This window comes from Mesorhizobium sp. M1409 (assembly GCF_040317535.1).
Classification (GTDB): domain Bacteria; phylum Pseudomonadota; class Alphaproteobacteria; order Rhizobiales; family Rhizobiaceae; genus Mesorhizobium.
Map to the genome: position 1 here is coordinate 43,029 of NZ_JAMYKV010000040.1, position 17,794 is coordinate 60,822.

General features: G+C 60.0%; 20 protein-coding genes. 11 read left to right on the forward strand and 9 right to left on the reverse strand.

What is annotated here, in order from left to right:
• Positions 1-156: 156 nt before the first annotated feature.
• The 6 genes from NKG99_RS25660 to NKG99_RS25685 all read right to left on the reverse strand — a co-directional run bounded on the left by NKG99_RS25660 (position 157) and on the right by NKG99_RS25685 (position 6,015).
• Positions 157-1,383, reverse strand: a complete 1,227-nt coding sequence (locus NKG99_RS25660) for a hypothetical protein (protein ID WP_352871655.1) — start codon at positions 1,381-1,383, stop codon at positions 157-159.
• A gap of 170 nt (positions 1,384-1,553) precedes the next feature.
• Positions 1,554-2,093 (reverse strand): prepilin peptidase, encoded by a 540-nt coding sequence (locus NKG99_RS25665; RefSeq protein ID WP_352871656.1) that lies wholly within the window; start codon positions 2,091-2,093, stop codon positions 1,554-1,556.
• A 1-nt stretch (position 2,094) separates the two neighbouring features.
• Positions 2,095-2,634 (reverse strand): hypothetical protein, encoded by a 540-nt coding sequence (locus NKG99_RS25670; protein WP_352871657.1) that lies wholly within the window; start codon positions 2,632-2,634, stop codon positions 2,095-2,097.
• 54 nt (positions 2,635-2,688) lie between these two features.
• Positions 2,689-3,624 carry a type II secretion system F family protein gene (locus NKG99_RS25675; protein WP_352871658.1) on the reverse strand — a complete coding sequence of 312 codons (936 nt, stop codon included), beginning with the start codon at positions 3,622-3,624 and terminating at the stop codon, positions 2,689-2,691.
• Positions 3,625-3,655: 31 nt separating this feature from the next.
• Positions 3,656-4,627, reverse strand: a complete 972-nt coding sequence (locus NKG99_RS25680) for a type II secretion system F family protein (protein WP_352871660.1) — start codon at positions 4,625-4,627, stop codon at positions 3,656-3,658.
• Positions 4,627-6,015 carry a TadA family conjugal transfer-associated ATPase gene (locus NKG99_RS25685; protein ID WP_352871661.1) on the reverse strand — a complete coding sequence of 463 codons (1,389 nt, stop codon included), beginning with the start codon at positions 6,013-6,015 and terminating at the stop codon, positions 4,627-4,629. The genes NKG99_RS25680 and NKG99_RS25685 overlap by 1 nt, the downstream gene beginning before the upstream one ends.
• Positions 6,016-6,544: 529 nt before the next feature.
• On the opposite strand from NKG99_RS25685, the gene NKG99_RS25690 reads away from it, so the two are divergent.
• From NKG99_RS25690 to NKG99_RS25735, 10 genes are all read left to right on the forward strand, one after another.
• A complete protein-coding gene (locus NKG99_RS25690) occupies positions 6,545-6,763 on the forward strand; it encodes a Flp family type IVb pilin (protein WP_352871662.1) in 219 nt (72 codons plus the stop codon).
• A 92-nt stretch (positions 6,764-6,855) separates the two neighbouring features.
• Complete coding sequence (cpaB, locus tag NKG99_RS25695; RefSeq protein ID WP_352871663.1) at positions 6,856-7,893, forward strand: Flp pilus assembly protein CpaB; 1,038 nt, start codon at positions 6,856-6,858, stop codon at positions 7,891-7,893.
• Between the two features lie 55 nt (positions 7,894-7,948).
• Positions 7,949-9,391 (forward strand): type II and III secretion system protein family protein, encoded by a 1,443-nt coding sequence (locus tag NKG99_RS25700; RefSeq protein WP_352871664.1) that lies wholly within the window; start codon positions 7,949-7,951, stop codon positions 9,389-9,391.
• 4 nt (positions 9,392-9,395) lie between these two features.
• Positions 9,396-9,668, forward strand: coding sequence for a hypothetical protein (locus tag NKG99_RS25705; RefSeq protein ID WP_352871666.1), 273 nt, complete (start codon positions 9,396-9,398; stop codon positions 9,666-9,668).
• Between the two features lie 71 nt (positions 9,669-9,739).
• Positions 9,740-11,272, forward strand: coding sequence for a TadE/TadG family type IV pilus assembly protein (locus NKG99_RS25710; protein ID WP_352871668.1), 1,533 nt, complete (start codon positions 9,740-9,742; stop codon positions 11,270-11,272).
• 2 nt (positions 11,273-11,274) lie between these two features.
• Positions 11,275-11,814 (forward strand): TadE/TadG family type IV pilus assembly protein, encoded by a 540-nt coding sequence (locus tag NKG99_RS25715; protein ID WP_352871670.1) that lies wholly within the window; start codon positions 11,275-11,277, stop codon positions 11,812-11,814.
• Between the two features lie 2 nt (positions 11,815-11,816).
• On the forward strand, positions 11,817-12,458 hold the full coding sequence (locus NKG99_RS25720) for a TadE/TadG family type IV pilus assembly protein (protein WP_352871672.1): 642 nt from the start codon (positions 11,817-11,819) through the stop codon (positions 12,456-12,458).
• Complete coding sequence (locus tag NKG99_RS25725) at positions 12,455-13,618, forward strand: CpaE/TadZ family protein (protein WP_352871674.1); 1,164 nt, start codon at positions 12,455-12,457, stop codon at positions 13,616-13,618. Before NKG99_RS25720 ends, NKG99_RS25725 begins: the two co-directional genes overlap by 4 nt.
• Positions 13,602-14,198, forward strand: coding sequence for a L,D-transpeptidase (locus NKG99_RS25730; protein WP_352871676.1), 597 nt, complete (start codon positions 13,602-13,604; stop codon positions 14,196-14,198). Before NKG99_RS25725 ends, NKG99_RS25730 begins: the two co-directional genes overlap by 17 nt.
• On the forward strand, positions 14,195-14,785 hold the full coding sequence (locus tag NKG99_RS25735) for a hypothetical protein (protein WP_352871678.1): 591 nt from the start codon (positions 14,195-14,197) through the stop codon (positions 14,783-14,785). The genes NKG99_RS25730 and NKG99_RS25735 overlap by 4 nt, the downstream gene beginning before the upstream one ends.
• 15 nt (positions 14,786-14,800) lie before the next feature.
• On the opposite strand, the gene NKG99_RS25740 is transcribed toward NKG99_RS25735, so the two are convergent.
• From NKG99_RS25740 to NKG99_RS25750, 3 genes are all read right to left on the reverse strand, one after another.
• Positions 14,801-15,334: a hypothetical protein gene (locus tag NKG99_RS25740; RefSeq protein WP_352871680.1), complete on the reverse strand. Its 534-nt coding sequence runs from the start codon at positions 15,332-15,334 to the stop codon at positions 14,801-14,803.
• 115 nt (positions 15,335-15,449) lie between these two features.
• On the reverse strand, positions 15,450-16,298 hold the full coding sequence (fghA, locus tag NKG99_RS25745) for an S-formylglutathione hydrolase (RefSeq protein ID WP_352871682.1): 849 nt from the start codon (positions 16,296-16,298) through the stop codon (positions 15,450-15,452).
• A gap of 237 nt (positions 16,299-16,535) precedes the next feature.
• A complete protein-coding gene (locus tag NKG99_RS25750; protein WP_352871684.1) occupies positions 16,536-16,691 on the reverse strand; it encodes a YjiS-like domain-containing protein in 156 nt (51 codons plus the stop codon).
• 211 nt (positions 16,692-16,902) lie between these two features.
• On the opposite strand from NKG99_RS25750, the gene NKG99_RS25755 reads away from it, so the two are divergent.
• The gene (locus tag NKG99_RS25755) at positions 16,903-17,772 is read left to right on the forward strand and encodes a LysR family transcriptional regulator (protein ID WP_352871686.1); all 870 of its coding nucleotides are present in this window, start codon (positions 16,903-16,905) and stop codon (positions 17,770-17,772) included.
• Positions 17,773-17,794: the final 22 nt, after the last annotated feature.

The following is a 17,794-nucleotide window of genomic DNA, read 5'->3' on the forward strand; positions in this document are numbered from 1 at the left end:
ATCTGGTCCGAATGGAAGAACGCCAGCGCTGCATATTATGGCCTGTCGGCAAATAATGTTCCAAACGGGTATTTTACCCGCAATGCATCGCGTGGACCGTCTTTCGAGCGCGACATCGTCCAATGGTGGGCGTGGCCGAAGAGGATCCGCAAGCGCCTAGCGGAAGAGGTATTTCGACACTTCCGGGTTGCCGCGACGCCACATCACGTTGTCCAGGAAGTAGTGGTGCACGTTGATGAATATCCACGCGATGAAGAGGAAAAGCGACGAGCCGAGCACCTGTTTGTCGTAGGGAACCAGGGCGGTCAGCGCCATCGGCACGAGCCAGAAACCAAGCGCGCCAAGAATTGTGCCGGCGACGATGAATATCAGCACCCGCAGCCTGTACAACGGTCCGAGAATGGACAGGACCTTGAATTCCGGATCTTTGACCGCATCCGCGCGGTCACGCTCGACATTGGTCTGGTAACGCCAGACCACCGCCAGGTACTGCAACGAATGGAGCGCAGGCACCACGAGCAGCCAGAGCGGATTTATCGTCACGAACAGGATCCAGGCATAAAGGGTGACGACATAGGCGACGACGCCGTTATACGGCAGCGCGCCACCATGCTTGCGCCAGCGATTGACGAACATCACGACGGTGGCCGCCGAGGAAGCAGCGGCGACCGCGAGCGCGATGTCGAGGAGCCATGGCGGGACGGCGAATGTGTAGTAATCCAGGCCCCAGTACTGCCTTTCGGTGATCACCGCGTTTGTCTGGAGCCAGGCGAACAGCCACACGGCATAGCCGTTGAACAGCAACACTTTCTTGTCCTGATCGCTGAAGAATTTGCGCTTCAGCACGGCGTCCACCATCAGCATGCCGTAGCCTTGCTTGACGTAGTGCCAGCCGACGAAAAAGCCCATCGCATTGGTGGCATATCCCAGCAGGCGAGCGTTCCCGGTTACCGAGCCATAGGCAAAGAAAGCGCACATGGCCAAAGGGACGACAATGCCCGCGAAAATGTAACGAAGCTGGAGATTCCTGTCGTATCCGTCACCGCGCAGCTTGCGCCCGAAATTGCGATAGAAAATCTGGTAGGAATGGGCAAAGTGCGGCTGGTTGATGAGATGGGACAGCAAGAACGCCGTCAGCGCCACGAGGCCTTCGTATTTGAGCGGCACAAAATACAGGACCGGCAGGATCAGGAACGCGCTTCCGCCAAGCATGAAAAAGTCGATGAACGGACCAAAGAGATATTTCTGCGGAGCGACTGAGACCGGGGCATCCGCCGAAAGGTGAAGTGCCATGCTGCCTTCTCCCTGTGATCGTTTATTTAGCCATCGACCTGATTGCTCGGCAAGGTCCTCAGTCCCGTAGGGCTCCGAACTCAGGTTCACAAAAGACCTGACGACAGCCGGTTCGGCGGCAGCTTTTGTGCCGTTAGCTTTTCACGATAGGAATTTTTTCTTGATTTTGTGACCTCAGCTATGGTACATCTTTGTCCATGGTGCTGATTTGCGCCAGTGACCCGCCGCGCAGGCGGGTTTTTCGTTTGCGGCTGAGCGGTTCAGTTAAGCTGGTTGAGGATTCCAGAACCGCTCGCCAGCACCAAACTTTTGTAGATCAGGAACGCTATCGTACAGATCGCGGCTATCGAGATCGGAACTCCGAATGGCACCACGCCTTTGCGATCCAAATGCTGGACAATGAGCCGAAAAGCACCGGCAGGCAGCATGAACGGGTTTTTCACGATCGCGGCGGTGGCGAGGGCGAAAACCAACAGCAGCACCGAAAACACAACCAGATCGGTTCCACCGATCAAAAATGGCACCACGGCGATCAGCTTGACGTCGCCCGCGCCGATCTTGCGCAAGGCCCAGAACGGGAAGAGCGCAACGAACAACAGAAGCCCGGCAAGGGCACTGAGCCCCATGTCCCACCAGGACCCGGATTGGAGCGACAGCAGCAGCAGGCCCCCCGCCCCCAGGCAGAGCAACAGCAGCACGTCGCGATTCGATATCTTCTGGGTGGTAAAGTCGAGCCAGCCAATCCTTGCCAGCAGAGGGATGGCGAGGACCTTCAGCACCAGCGCTTCGACGAGCAGCATGCTAGCGCTCGATATTCTGCACGCTTGACGACAGAAGCTTCAGATTGTTGGCGACGGTCGGATCGTTGGGCGCCAGTTCGTAGGCCTTGAGGAAATTGCTGCGTGCATTCTGCAGCTTGCCGCGCAGCAGATAGGAATAACCGACATTGTTGTAATATTCGGGCGTCGCCCCGACCAGCTTGAAGGCACGGGCATACGCCCGGTCGGACAGATCGAAGCGATGTATCCGGTCGGTGCAGGCGGCCAATCCCATCCAGGCGTTGCCATCATTGGGGGCAAGTTGCGTCGCCTTGAAGAACAGAGCACCGGCATTGCCGTAGTTCTCGGCGCGGAACTGGTTCTTGGCTTCGGCAACAGCCTGGTCGGAGGCGTAATATTCGACGTCGCTGACCGTCTTCAGCCCGTCGAAAGCATCGCCGAAGGACGTCACGTCGCCTTTCGATGGCTCGTTGGTGCGAACGACACCGTCGGTGGCGTCCGTCTGGCAGCCGGCAAGCAAAACCGTCAACAGGCAGAACGCCGCCGCGATAGCCCTCTTCATACAGATTCCCCCAAGGATCTCGGACCTCATATTAGAATCAGATCATACACGCACTTAGAACAAAATGCCCCTCATGCGGATGATCACCGGTAGCATGATAACCATCATAACCACAGGGAAGATACAAAGCCCCAACGGAATCATCATTTTCACAGGCAAAGAGTTGGCGCGTTCCTCTGCACTCAGGATTCTTTGCCCACGCATCTCGGCGCTATAAACACGCAGTGCGTCGGTGAGACTGGTACCGAGTTCTTCCGACTGCCTAAAGAGGACAGCCAGTGCCCGCGCCTCGTCAAGTCCGATGCGATCTGAGAGTTCGCGTAGCGCTTCCCGCAACGGCTTGCCAGCACGCAACTGCAAATTCATGATCGACAGCTGTATTCCCAGCCATCTGTGGGTGGCGGCCATTTCATGGCTGACGCGTTCGACTGCCCCCTCCAAGCTCATGCCGGCATCGGCGCAGGTGATCATCATGTCCATGAAGTCAGGGAAGGCTCGACGATAGACCTGTTTCTGGCTGTTCTCGAAACGGTCGAGCAGAATGGCGGGAAGCACGATGCAGGCCAACCCGAACAGGGCAGAACCAGCAAGGGTGATGAAACCTGGCAGGTGCGGCGGCAGAGCGCGCGACAGGAGTGCATACATTGCCAGAAAGCCGACGCAGACGGCGATCAGGCGACTTAGCGTATAAATCAGTGGTGCGCTTGATTGATAAAAGCCGGCGCGAAACAGCTTCGCCTCCAGGGCATTTGGCTCATCGCGCTCCTTCTCGATCGACTTGAAATAGGCGTCGACCGGCCGCTGCGCCGCAAGCTTGGCAAGCTGGTCTTGTCCGAGCATCGATCGGCGGTCTGTAATTCCTTTGCCCATCAGGCTCTGCGCGACGAGTTTTCGTGTCTGCAGAGCCGGGAGGAAGACAAGCGCACCGAACAGGAAAAAGGACACCGCCGTCACAAAGACGGCAATAGACACCAAGAAGCCCAGGTCCATGTTCGAAAACAATTTCTTTCGTCGCTCCCAGTCAAAAATCGAAAGTAACCATCCGGTACATGATGAAGTCGCCAAGCAGCGCCCACAATCCGAAAATCAGGAATATCGGGAAGATGAGCGGGTTGCCCCAGACGGCGCCGTAATAGGCTGGGGCAAGGATTTGAAGTGTGAAGAACATCACAACAGGAAACAAGGAGATGATCCACGCGGAGACGCGACCTTCGGCCGAAAGCGCCCTGATTTTCATTCGCAATTTCTGCCGTTCACGCAGAACCGAGGAAAGATTGGCCAGAATTTCGGTCAAATTGCCGCCCGTCTTGGCCTGGATCGACAGCGATACCGACAGCAACTGAAGGCCCTCGAAGCCGACACGCTGCGAAAGCTTTCGCACGGCCTGCTCGATGCTGAGGCCAAAGGTGATTTCATCGGAGACGATGCCAAACTCCGTGCCGAGCGGATCGGGCATTTCGCGCCCGACCAGACCGATCGCTACCGAAGCGGGGTGCCCGGCGCGCAGCGAACGGACAATCATGTCGAGCGCATCGGGCAACTGTTTGGCAAACTTCCGGATTCGCTTGTTGCGGGCGCGCCGGAGGACGAGAAGCGGCAAGACAAGCCCTACGACCAGAAAGACAATGAGCGATGCCAAAGCGGAAGAATTGAAGAGGATCGCCAGCAGCAGCGCCATCGCCAGACCCGCAAGCAGGAACGTCGCAGCGAACGTCAGGGGATTTCCGGTGATGCCGGATTGGGTATAGAGCCTGTTCAACCAGACCATACCGAAAAGAAAGTCGCCGGAGTCCGTGAGGCCGCGCTCGCGCAGCAATCCCTGTAACGTTTGTTCGGCCGGGACGTCGCCGGCGAGCCGCTTCAATCGGCGATTAACTGCTAGAGACCGGGAGCGGCGGCCGGCAAATGAAAGATAGAGAGTTTCGCCGGCGAGAATGACCGAAGCCGCCGCCAGCATATAGATGAAGTAAAGCAGAGTTTGACCCGTCAGCATCAGAGGGCAACCTGCGGGTTGAAGGCGTCCTTGGCAAAATGATGGCCAAGAGTCGCGGCCTCCGGAGCGAAGCGCGGACGGACACCGGTTGCGCGAAAATCTCCGATGACTTTGCCCTCGGCCGTGACCTCACGGCGGACGAAATGATAGATTTCCTGGAGTTGGACGACATTGCCCTCCATGCCGGTCAGTTCCGATATGGAGGTGACACGCCGGCCGCCGTCCGAAAGACGCTGTGTCTGCACGATGATGTCGATGGCGGAGGCGATCTGCGCGCGGATCGAATCGTGCGTCATCGGCATGCCGGCCATGCCGACCATCTGTTCCAGCCGCGAGATTGCATCGCGCGGCGTGTTGGCATGGATGGTGGTCATCGAGCCTTCATGGCCCGTGTTCATCGCCTGCAGCATGTCGAAGGCTTCCTCGCCGCGCACCTCGCCGACGATGATGCGATCCGGCCGCATGCGCAAGGCGTTTTTCAGCAATTCGCGCTGGCGAACCTCGCCCCTTCCCTCGACATTGGGCGGACGCGTCTCCAGCCGGCCAACATGCGGCTGCTGCAATTGCAGTTCCGCCGCATCCTCGATGGTGATCAGCCGCTCCCTGGAGGGGATGTAGCTCGACAGCGCATTGAGCAAGGTCGTCTTGCCGCTGCCGGTGCCGCCCGAAACGAGGATCGACTTGCGCGCCTGCACGGCGATCCGCAGCAGTTCGATCATCGGCGGGCGGATCGAATTGAATGCCATCAAACGCTCGAGCGAATAGGGATTTTTCGAGAATTTGCGGATCGACACCAAAGGGCCGTCGACCGAGACCGGCCGCACCGCGATGTTGACGCGAGAGCCGTCTTCCAGCCGTGCATCGACCATCGGCGACGATTCATCGACACGCCTGCCGATCGCCGATACGATCTTGTTGATGACGCGCAGCAAATGCGCCTCGTCGCGGAAACGGATCGCCGTCTCCTCGATCACGCCACGCCGCTCTATGAAGACGCGCTTGTGGGTGTTGATCATGATGTCGGTAATCGAATCGTCCTTGAGCAATGGCTCGATCGGCCCAAGCCCCAGCATCTCGTCGGCGGTATCGCTGGTCAATTGATCGAGTTCGCGGGCGTTCAGCGGCACGTTCCGATTTCGAACGAACTCGCGCACGATCGGACGGATCTCGTTCAGGATCTCATCCTTGGAAGCACTTTCAAGCGCGGTCAGGTTGAACCGATCGATAAGATGGCGATGAATCTCGACCTTGAGCGTCAGAAAATCGTCACCATGTGTTTCAATGTCGGCCGCCGGCGAAACGGGCTGAGCAACAGGCGGCACCGCCAGCGGCTCGACTTTTACCATTGCCTGCTGTTCGCTTGGCCCCTTGATGAACCGCCCCAGCATAATTGCTTATACTCCCCTCTGACTCATATTAGCGGAAACTAACCGTTAACCACCAGGGGCACAAGCGCCCGGATGGCTCGCGCGCAACCAATACTTTATACATAGTTAAGAGCAGGGGCCTGAAATAACGTGTTTATTTGATATGGCTGCCTGTTCGCGGTCAGAGCGTCGACCCCGCTTTCCGGGCCCCTCTGAGTTTCGGCGTCAAACCGTCTGGACGTAGCGCTAAGCCCTTAGATATAAAGGAATATGCAGTATGGCTAATGTTTCCCTAATTTCGCCACATCCGCGACGAAATTGTGAACGGATGGTTAAGGACGATCGAAAAATGAAAAGAATCAAGCCTTTGCGAAGACCTCGGTTTGCAATATTCTTGCCGAATCACGTATATGAAAGTTAAGGAACTCTTAATCCGTTTGACTCTGCATTTTCTCGGGACCTAGGATCGAGATGACGGGGGATGCTTGGGTATGGATTTCATCCTTTGCTCTGTCTCGTCGGGTTCCAACCTCCAAAGGGAGAAATTGACATGAACAAGCTCATGACGATGACCCGGCAGTTCCGCGACGATGAAAACGGCGCTGCCATGGTCGAATATTCCATCCTTATCGGCATCATTGCGGTCGCCTCGATCATGACGGTCATCGCCATCGGCGGATGGGTGAACGGTCGTTTCTCGGCGCTCTGCACCGCGCTGGAAGCCAGCAGCGTCGGCAGCTGCATTGCCTCGACCGGCGTCGGCACCTGATCGCCTGACTACACTCAGGCCCGGATCGTTCGAGCCGGGCCTGAAACTGATCGCAGCGGGCGAATCCCGCATTGGGGCTTGGGGCTTGGGACATGCGCGCCAATACGCTTATCATGATCGTTCTCGCCGGCGTGTTCGGCGTTCTGGCAGTTGTGCTGGTCAATATCTGGCTGGCCGGCCAGCGTAGCGCCATGGCGCAAACGGGCCTCGTTCAGGGCAGCACAGTCGTCGTGGCGGCAATGCCGCTGAAGTTCGGCGACGCGCTCACCGCGGATAAATTGCGTGAAGTCGCGTGGCCGGCAGGTGCGGTCCCAGCCGGGGCGTTCAAGTCAACCATGGACCTGTTAGCTGGTGACGCCAAGCAGGCATTGCAAGCGATCGGCGTCAATGAGCCGATTCTTGCTACCAAGATTACTGGCCCCGGCCAACGCGCCACACTATCGGCAGTGCTTGGCGAAGGCATGAAGGCCGTTTCGATCCGCGTCAACGACGTGCTCGGCGTCGCCGGCTTCGTTTTCCCGGGCGATCGAGTCGATATTCTACTCACCCGCACAGCGCGCGGCGATGATGGCACGGACAAGAGTTTCGTCGACGTGCTGCTGCAGAGCATGAAGGTGCTCGCCATCGACCAGGTGGCCGACGAAAGCAAGGACAGCCCGACAGTGGTCAAGTCCGTCACGCTCGAGGCCAGCACAAGAGATGCGCAGAAGCTGACCCTGGCGGCAGGCGCCGGCCAATTGTCGCTGGCGCTGCGCCAGGCCGCCGCCAGCAAGGGGGAGACGACCGAACGTGTGACGCTTTCCGACCTGACCGGCGAAACGGCGGCCGATGTCGCAGCCAGGCAGGCGGAACTCGACAGGAAGGCAGCAGCGGAAGCAGCGGCCGCGGAGGAGCGCAAGCGCGCCGAAGACAGGATCGCCGGTTTGACCCAGGCCGTGGAAAAAGTGGGAAGCCGCCTCGATGAACTGGGCAAGGTAAAGCCGGCTCCGGCTGTGGCATCTGCGCCGCAGGTGAAAGAAGTTGTCAAGGAAGTGGTCAAATATGTGCAGCCGGAACCACCGGCGCGGGCGACAGTCGGTGTCTTTCGAGGTATAAAGCTCGAAACATATGATGTGCCGCGACAAAAATAGCACCGGCATAGTAGGATATGTGGAGTCCGAATCAGCCGGCGAGGGGGTAGCGTAAATGCGCGTGTTCTGGGGATCACCGGCCGCTGTTCTGGCCTGTTTCTGTTCGTTGCTGTCGTTGAGCCTGGCGGCCGACGCGGCCGACCGTTTCATCGACGTATCGACCCCAAGCGTCCATCGTATCTTCCTGCCGATGTCGCAATCGGTAACGGTCCAGGTGAGTGCCAATCTGGGCGATATCGTCGTCGGCGACGAGAAGATCGCAGATGCCCAGCCGATGACCGACCGCACGCTTTACGTCATCGGCAAGGGTGCCGGCACCACCACGGTCAATCTGTTTTCCACGGACAAGCGCTCGCTCGGCGCCCTCCAGATCGAGGTCGGCGTCGATGTCAGCGACATGGCGGCGGCAATCCGCCAGGTGGCACCCAGGTCACGCATTGAAATCGGCTCGATCAACGGCAAAGTCAGGCTCGGCGGCCATGTCAAGGACGGCGCGACGCTGGAGGCAATCATGCAGGTTGCGCAGCAGTATGGTCCCGACGCCGTCATCAACTCCGTTACCGTCGATGACAGCCAGCAGGTCAATCTGGAAGTTCGTGTGCTGGAGGCCAAGCGCAATGCCGGACGCGACCTTGGCGTCTCGATCAGGAGCCGCAACAGCAGCGGCACGACTCGTACCGGAACTGGCGATGCCGCCGTCGATGAAGACAATGTGGTGGCCGGACCGGGTAATATTATCACCGGCCTGTTGTCGAACAGCAGCCCCTTTGCGGCACTGATCACCCGCGTCATCGACAGCAACATCAAGGTCGATTTGGTCATCGAGGCACTGGAGGCCAAGGGCGTGGTGCGCACGCTGGCCGAGCCCAATCTGACCACGCTTTCCGGCGAGCCGGCCAGCTTCAACGCCGGCGGGCAGGTCCCGATCCGCAGCGTAGATAACGATGGCCAAGTCCAGATCGAGTACAAGCAGTTCGGCGTCAATCTTCTGTTCACGCCGGTCGTGCTCGCCGACGACAAGATCCATATGAAGCTTGCGCCGGAGGTCAGCGACCTGACCGGCTTTACCACCGCCGGCGACCCGATCTTCACCAACCGCAAATTGGATACCGTCGTCGAACTGCGCGACGGCCAGAGCTTCGCGGTCGGCGGCCTTCTGTCCAGCAAGACCACCAAGCTTCAGAACCAGGTGCCGTGGTTGGGCCAGGTGCCGATTATCGGCACGCTGTTTCGCAATTCGAGCAACCAGAAGGAAGAGACCGAGCTGGTGGTCATCGTCACGCCGCATATCGTGCGGCCGGTGAAGCCCGGCGAGCAGCTGGCGACGCCTTTCGACAAGACACGGCCCGCCAACGATCCGGAATTCTTCGTGCTCGGCCAGCTCGAGGTTAACAAGGATATGATCCGAAAATACGAAACGGGCGATGGCGTCACCGGCCCCTATGGCCACATGCTCGACTTCAAATCGAAGGACAAGATGCTCTATGTCAAGAAATAGCGCCTTGATCCTCATTCTGTGCGCCGGTGCGCTGTCGGGCTGCGCCGCGGACTATCTGAACCATTATGATTCGGTGACCCTGGCCGCCGGCGACCCGCAGAAGTTCAATTCGCTGCTGCAGACTGTCGACCCGCTCAATCCGGCCTCCAGGAACACACACATCGAAGGCGACGGCACGCGCGCCGCACTTATTGCGCACAACTACAAATTTCCGCCGCCTCCGCCGCCGCCGCCGGCGATCACGGTCAATGTCGGTGGGTCGGGTGTGACGCCGTGAACTGAACGGAAGGATGCGGAGGGCGCCGGGCAAGCGAGGAGCCCTGACGCGACGTGAAAGAGAGTAAGGTCATGTTTGGGACCATTCGTGCCTTCTGGAACGATCAGAGAGGAATAGCGCTGATCCTCGTCAGCATCACGCTGCCGGCGATCATCGGCTTTTCGCTGCTAGCGATTGACATGAGCCGGATCAACAATCTGCACAATGATTTGCAGAAGGGCGCCGATAGCTTTGCACTTGCCGCGGCGGCCGAACTAGACGGAAGCAGCGGGGCCTGGATGCGGGCTGAACGCGCAATGGACGTGCTTGTTCGCAATGAGAGCCAGTTCTCGACAGCAGGCCCAGGAATCCTATTGGCCGGCCCCCAACCAGGAGGCACACAGCCATGCAATAGTGCCGGAAGTATCTCATGGTGCTTTCTGAAAGCTATCCCTGCCGCGGACGGCACTCAGATAACAGTAGCCAACCAGGCAACTTATCTCGCGAACGCCGATCCCATCGTGGGAGAAGCGCAAACGCGGTTCATCCAGGTGACTGTCACGCCCACCGGCTTTGACGCAATCTTCCCGGCTTCCTTTTTGTCGTCCGGCGCCAGCAACAGCTTCAACGTGGGGGCAGCCGCCGTGGCGGGCTTCACTTCTGGGGTCTGCGATTTCACGCCTGTCTTCATGTGCAACCCTTATGAGATGGTGAACGGGACCAATTCGGCGGGCGGATTTACATTGGCCCAGGCCGTTTCTGACCCGGCTGTGCATCGTCGGTTGATCGAAATGAGGAAAGTCGGTAGCGGGGCTGCCGCCGGGCCAGGTAACTTCGGCTTTTTAGAGCCCCCGTCAGGTGTGGGAAACGGCGCCCAAGCTCTCGCGCAAACCATCGCCACATCGAAGCCAATTGGGTGTTACAGTTCTGCGAGCGTCTCGACCAAGACGGGTCAGAACGCTGGCCCTGTGCAAGACGCCTTCAATGTTCGTTTTGGTATCGGAGCCGGAGGCACCTTCAATGCCCCCGAATACGGTCCTTCTGCGAATGTGCGGAAAGGGGCAAAACAGGTCAAAGGCAGCGTAAATCAATGCCCTGCCATGAACCAGCTCTCGTTCACGGAGGCTGGAAGAAAAGGCCTTCCGCGCGACGCGACCACTCCGTACATGAGTGGCAGGATGGGTGACGGAAATTGGGATTTTTCCAGCTATTGGAGCACCAATTTCGGTTCTACCTTGTATCCAGCTTCATGGAACACGACCAAGCCGACGCGCTATGAGGTTTACCGTTACGAGATATCGGCCGGATTGGTTAGCACCGCGTCAACGGGTGGAGAAATCGGGACACCGTCGGCAGGTTGCCAACCACCGGTCACATCGGTGGACCGGCGTCTGCTCTATGGGGCAATCCTGAACTGCAACGCACTCGAAAGTGCTGGCAACGATCTGTCCGGGCATAGCACCGATCTGCCGGTCGAAGCATTCGGCAGCTTCTTCCTTACGGAACCGGTCATGTCAGCATCGGATGATGCTTCCGTGATGGTTGAACTGGTCGACATCACCGGTCACGATGGTCAGAATACGCTTGATAATTTCCTCCGCGACGAAGCCCAGCTTTACCGGTGACGATGATGATCGCAACGCTGGGCCATCATCTCAATAGATTTCGACGCGATGGGCGCGGTACAGCGCTGGTAGAAATGGCGCTGATCGCGCCGCTGATGCTGATGTTGTCGGCGGGCGTGTTCGAGTTCGGCAATTTGATCCACGACAAGCTGCTGATGGAGGCCGGGCTTACGGATGGTGCCCGCTTTGCCGCGCGCTGCAACAGTAAGTTGTATACCGATGCCGGGCTCGCGGCGATCAACTGTGCGGAAGTAGCCACAAACATCGCGGTGTTTGGGAAGGCGGCAGTGAACGTGTCAGGTATTCCAGACGTTCCGCGTATCAGTGGCTGGCGGACAGCGGATGTCACGGTGACCATGAACAACACCTGCCAAGCCGCCGTGGAGGCCGGCGTTACCATGTATCGATCCACCACGACACAAGTCTGCGTAGTCCGCGCAGTCGGCACCTACCCATACACTGGGGTCGGGATGCTGTCGTTCATCGGCATCGGCCCGATCACCCTCGGCGGCTTTCACGAGGAGCGGTTAATCCGGTTCTGATCATGATCAGGGGCTTCGCAAAATCCGAGGACGGCGCGACGATGGTGGAGATGGCCATCGTATCGACGCTGCTGTTTACCCTTGTGCTCGGCTTCGTCGATTTCGGCTATGCGTTGTATCAATGGAACGCCGCCACAAAGGCCGTGCAGCTCGGCGCACGGCTGGCCTCCATTTCCGATCCGGTTGCCACCGCACTTACGGGAGCTGGCCCGACGACGACACCGGGCGCCCCAGTCGTTGCTGCCGCCTATGGACCCTTCGTCTGCAAATACACCGGCAACGTAGGAGCGTGCAGCAATGGCGGCGCATTCGATGCCACCAACTTCAACTTCAGCCGCATCTTTCGCGGCGACACGGCCAACACCAACGATAACGCCTGTCCAGCGGCGGGCACAGACCAGCGAGTTGGAATGTGCCATTTCTTTCCCGGCCTGCACCGCGACAACGTGGTGATTACCTACAGCGCCACCGGCTTGGGCTACCAGACCCGTCTGGGCGGACCTGTTCCGACAATAACCGTCAGCTTGCAGAATTTGAATTTCCAGTTCTTCTTCCTGGGCGGACTTCTCGGATTCGGAAACATCGCCATGCCCTCCATGCTGAGCACGGTCACGGGCGAAGATTTAAAGAGTACCGCGCCATGAATGCCATCAACACCAAGGTTACGCCGACCAAGCGGAAGCAGGTTGCGCTGTTCTCGTCGGATCCGAATTTCAAGCGCGATGTGGCGACGCGGCTGGATGCGTTGGCGATCTATGATGTCAGGATTTCCGAGACGAACGACTTTCTCAAGGGGCCGCCGGCGGACACGCGTCCGGGCATCGTCATCCTCGATCTCGGCAATGGCGAGTTGCTCGGCAGGCCCGGCATCGTCGAGGCGCGCGCGCTGTGGGCTGATGTGCCGCTGATCGCGGTTTCCGACGAGCTGACGTCGGAGCAGACGCGCGTGCTGGTGCGCATGAACGCCTCCGACTGGCTGCACAAGCCGCTCGACGGCAAGGAGTTGCTCAACGCGGTGACCTTCCACGACACCGGCAACCAGGGAACGAAAAGCCGGATCATCACCTTCATCGGCGCCAGCGGCGGCGCGGGTGCGACGACGATGGCGCTGTCGGCGGCCGAGTTCCTGGCTTCGAAATCGACCGAGCGCGCGGCTTCCACCTGCCTGGTCGATCTCGATTTCCAGAGCGCCAATTGCGGCGCCTATCTCAATCTGTTCAACCAGTTCGATCTTGCCGGCATCATCGGCCAGCCGGAACGGCTCGATGTCGAGCTGATGGATGTCATCAAGCTGTCGCGCCCGTCCGGCCTCACCCTCTACGCGTTCGAGCGGCCGCAACTGCCGTTCGAGCCGCATGGCAGCGATTTCGTCTTCCGGCTTCTGGACCTGGTCGCCTACCGCTTCGACGACATCATCATCGACCTGCCCAATCTCGAAACGCCCTGGCACAATTCCGTGCTCTCGACGAGCGACGAGATCTTCATCGTCTTCGAGCTCAATGTCGCTTCGCTGCGGCAAGGCAAGCGGCTCTACAAGAAGATCCGCGAGTTGCGCGGCAACGCGGTCAACATCACGCTGGTCGCCAACAAGCACAAGCGCAAATGGTTCGGGAACCACTTTTCGCGCAGCGAGCTCGAAAAGATATTCAAGGCGCCGCACATCAAGTCGGTGGCGCTGGACAACGCGCTTCTGACCGACGCGCTGAACAGGGCCATCCCGCCATCGGAAGTGGATGGGCGGGCGCGCTTCAACAAGGATCTGAAGCGGATGTTCAAAGAGCGGCTCGATGACGCTGCCCGATAGGTATCGGATCGCGAGATACCGGATCGCTGGGCGGCTGGCCGGCGCCTGCGTGCTCGGCGTGGCGCTGGCGCTGTCCGTCCAGGACTTCGCCGAGGCGCGATCGGTCGAGCGGCCGCTGCCGGCGATGGGGCCCAGCCTGCGCAAGGCCGTCGCCTTTCCAACCGCCGAGCAGCCGGGAACGATCATCATCCGCAAGGACGAGAAGGCGCTTTACCTGGTGACCCGCCAGGGCCAGGCGCTGCGCTACCAGATCAGCGTCGGGCGCGACGGGTTCGGCTGGACGGGCATCGTCAAGGTGGGGGGCAAGACCGAATGGCCGGAATGGCGCCCGCCGCAGGAAATGCGGGCCCGCCAGCCGGAGCTGCCGAAAATGGTGCCCGCCGGTCCCTACAATCCGCTGGGCGCAAGGGCGCTCTATTTGTCCCGGGACGGGCGCGACACGCTCTACCGCATACACGGCACCAACGATCCGACGGGTGTCGGCTTCGACGGGACATCGGGCTGTTTTCGGCTTACCAACACGGATGTGATCGATCTCTTCAAGCGCGTCGCGGTCGGCGCAAAGGTGGTGGTCCAATGACGACGATCAGCGAACCGGACATGCCGGCGATCGATATCGGAAACCATGAACAGCGCGAACAGGGCGCCATCGAGCGACCCGGCAGCACAAGGACGATCGGCATCGTTGTGGCTTGCGGCGCCTTGCTGATCACCGGGATCAACATAGCGGCCGCGGTCTATCTCTACCGGGGCATAAGCGACCTGCGTTTCGTCGAGGCGCGGCTGGAGCAGCTCGGCGCGTTCGAGCAGCGGATCGCGGCGCGGCTCGACACGGTCAACAACGGCTTCCAGAGCCGGTTCGAGAAACTGGACAGCCAGTTGCAAGGCAGCTTCAACGAGATCGATGGCAGCATTGCCCGGTTGGCCAAGAATATACCGGTCGCCGGCGGCGAGGCCGTGTCGAGTGCTCCGGAACCGTCCGAGATCACCACCAGCACGCTGGCGCAAGCGCCCGAAGCTCTCGAAGACGACAGCGAACCCGGCGTCGTCGAAGCGCCGCCCGCGCCCAGGAAGAGGACCGCACCGGCGGCGCCCCCTCCCCCAAGCTCCAACTACCAGCGCATCGAGAAGCCCGACGGCAAGGTCTATTACCGCAGGATCAACTAACCTGGTGGGAACAGTTTAGAGATCGCGCCGCAGGGCCAGGATGCGAATGGCCCGGACGGACCGCTCCCGCGCTTCGGCGAGGAAGGCGATGTGGCAGTAGGCACAGGCCGTGACGCCCAGAAGCAGCACCAGGCTGTTCTTCAAGGTGAAATCAACCGTCAGCGAGAATGGAAGACCGCTGGGCGACGTGAACGCCGCGATCGTGCTTGCCGTTTCCGAATGGCTGCCGACCGCGATCATCAGCCCGGCGAAAATCAGGGCGACGTGGTTGGCGAGGAAGAAGAAAGCCGACCTTCTGGTGTTGCACGCCATCCAGCAGACGAGCGATGCCGCGGCAATGATGGCTGCGTCGAGGGCCATCGAGCCCCCCAGATAGACATCGACCTGCTGCCAAAGCATCGTCGACAAAGGGCGCAGTTCAAGCCATATCCACCATGCGGCGGGGCTCGCTGGATAGGCTCCCAGCAAGAAGGTCGCCATGCGCTCCCCTGCCAGGATCGCAAGAATGAGAAACGGGAAGGCTAAGAGCAGAAGCGGCTTGCGTTTCATGTTCCCTCGACAATCTACCAGCCAAGATAGACCGCATAGATTGCGCAAGGCTTAACGGTTCCAGCGAGATGTCCGGCTCCGAAAGGCGATGCCAGAGACGGTCGCCCAAATCGGCTTACGACGAAAGCCGTTCCGCATGCCATCTCAGATGGTCGTCCATGAAACTGGAAATGAAGAAATACGAGTGGTCGTAGCCGTCCTGCATGCGCAGCGTCAGCGGAATGCCGGCCCTGGCGCAGGCCGCCTCCAGAAGCCAGGGCCTCAGCCCATCATCGAGGAATCCGTCCGACGTTCCCTGATCGACGAGAAACCCCGGAAAACGGTGTCCATCCTCGATGAGCGAGGTGGCGTCGTAGCCGCGCCACGAGGCCTCGTCGTTGCCGAGATATTTTTCGAAGGCCGGCCTCGACCAGCCGGCGGTGGCCGGCTGAACGATCGGCGCGAACGCCGAGCAGCTTTTGAAGCGCTCTGGGTTTTTCAGCGCAATCGTCAGCGCCCCATGGCCGCCCATCGAGTGGCCAAAGATCGCCTGGCGCCTCATGTCGGCCGGAAATTCCCGCGCGATCAGGGCCGGCAGTTCCTCGGTGAGATAAGAGTACATGCGATAGTTCTTCGCGTAAGGCGCCTGCGTCGCATCGACGTAGAAGCCGGCGCCACTGCCAAATTGCCAATTGTCCTTCTCGTCGGGAATGTCGGCGCCACGCGGACTCGTGTCGGGACAAACGACGATCAGGCCAAGCTCCGCGGCCATCCGCCTGTACTCGCCCTTGTCCATCACATTGGCATGGGTGCAGGTGAGGCCGGAGAGGTACCACACCACGGGGCAAGGCGTTTGACGGGCCCGCGGCGGCACAAAAACGGCAAAATTCATGTCGCAGGCGCAGGCATCCGAAGCGTGGGAATAGACGCCCTGCACGCCGCCGTGCGACCTGGCGGTGGAGATGATCTTCATCTGTTCTGACATGTGCTTTTTCTCCGCCAATTCAAAACGCCAACCATGGTCGCCGTGTCTACGGCATCGGTCGGGATCGCGGCAACCCTGGAGGATGGACCATGATCCGGATTCCGTGGGATGACGCAAGCAAGACGTGGGCAAGCTCACGACCGGGAGTACAACGCGAAGTCAACGTCTCGGTCGTTCCCGCGCATCTGGTCCGGTTAGAGTTCCGCAATGTGTGAGGCGATGCTCGCCTCCATTGTCTCAACGATCCAGACTGGCGTGGTGGACACGCTCGCGGACCTCTTCGCGAGAAATGCCGGCATCCGCCAGTGTGCGGTCCGAAACCTGTCTCAAGCTCGCAAGCGTCTGGCGATAGGAAAGCCAGCGGGCGAAACGGCGTCGAAGTTCATACAGCATGATCGTCTCCTTTGGGTCAGTCGAAAGCGCAAAACATCCGCGCGAAAGGCACGCGCGATGGAAAGGATTGCGCTGGCTTCTTGGCCAGTCGAGGCGCTTTTCACTGTCCCATCAAGCAGGATTGTCCAACGCCTCCAATGCCCGCATACTTGCGCGTGATGCCCACTTCGCGCTACAGCCACGGTCGCAACGAGTTTTTCATTTCTGCAAAATGGATATCGACTGGGACGATTTGAGATTGTTTCTCGACGTTGCGCGGCTGGGTGGCCTGAGCGCGGCGACGGGAACCACGCGCCTCAGCGCAGCCACCCTTGGACGGCGCGTCACCGCGCTTGAAAAGCAGATCGGCGAGCCATTGTTCGTGCGTCGGCAGACCGGCTACCGACTGACCCCGGTCGGTGAAGAACTGCTGCGGCGCGCCGAAGACGTCGAGGCAGCAATGCAGTCGCTGACCCGCTGGCGCCAAGGAAACCTGCCCGACCGCATTGTCCGCGTCTCGGCCGGGCCATGGACCTCGGCCTTCGTTTCCGCCCACATCGGCGAAATCTGGACGGTCGATGACGGCATGAGGGTGGAGTTCGTCACCACCACCGACCGGGTCGACATCGGCCGCCGTGCCGCCGACATCGGCATCCGTAGCGAGCGCCCGACCGAGCAATGGATGGCCGGCCGTCAGAGCGGCAAGGTCGCTCACGCCATTTATTCCGGACGCCACCTGATCAATGGCATCGCCGCCGGCCTGTTCGTCGGCGTCACCGGCGACGGGGCAAACATTGCCTCGGCGCGATGGCTACAAGCCCATCACGGCGACCGCATCGCCGTGCGCGGCAACAACACCCATTCGGTGCGCGAACTGGTAGCCGCCGGCGCCGGGCTTTCGATCTTTCCTTGCTTCGTCGGCGACAGCGATCCGCGGCTGGTTCGCGTCGCGCAGCCCATCCCCGAACTCGAAACCGACCAATGGATCGTCACCCATCACGAGGAACGTCACTCCCCGCCGGTACGAAAAGTCGCCGACCGGATTGCCGCCTTGATGCGAGCACACCAGCCGCTGTTTCGCGGCGAGACGCCGATCCGGTAAGCCGCGTGATGTAGACCGTATC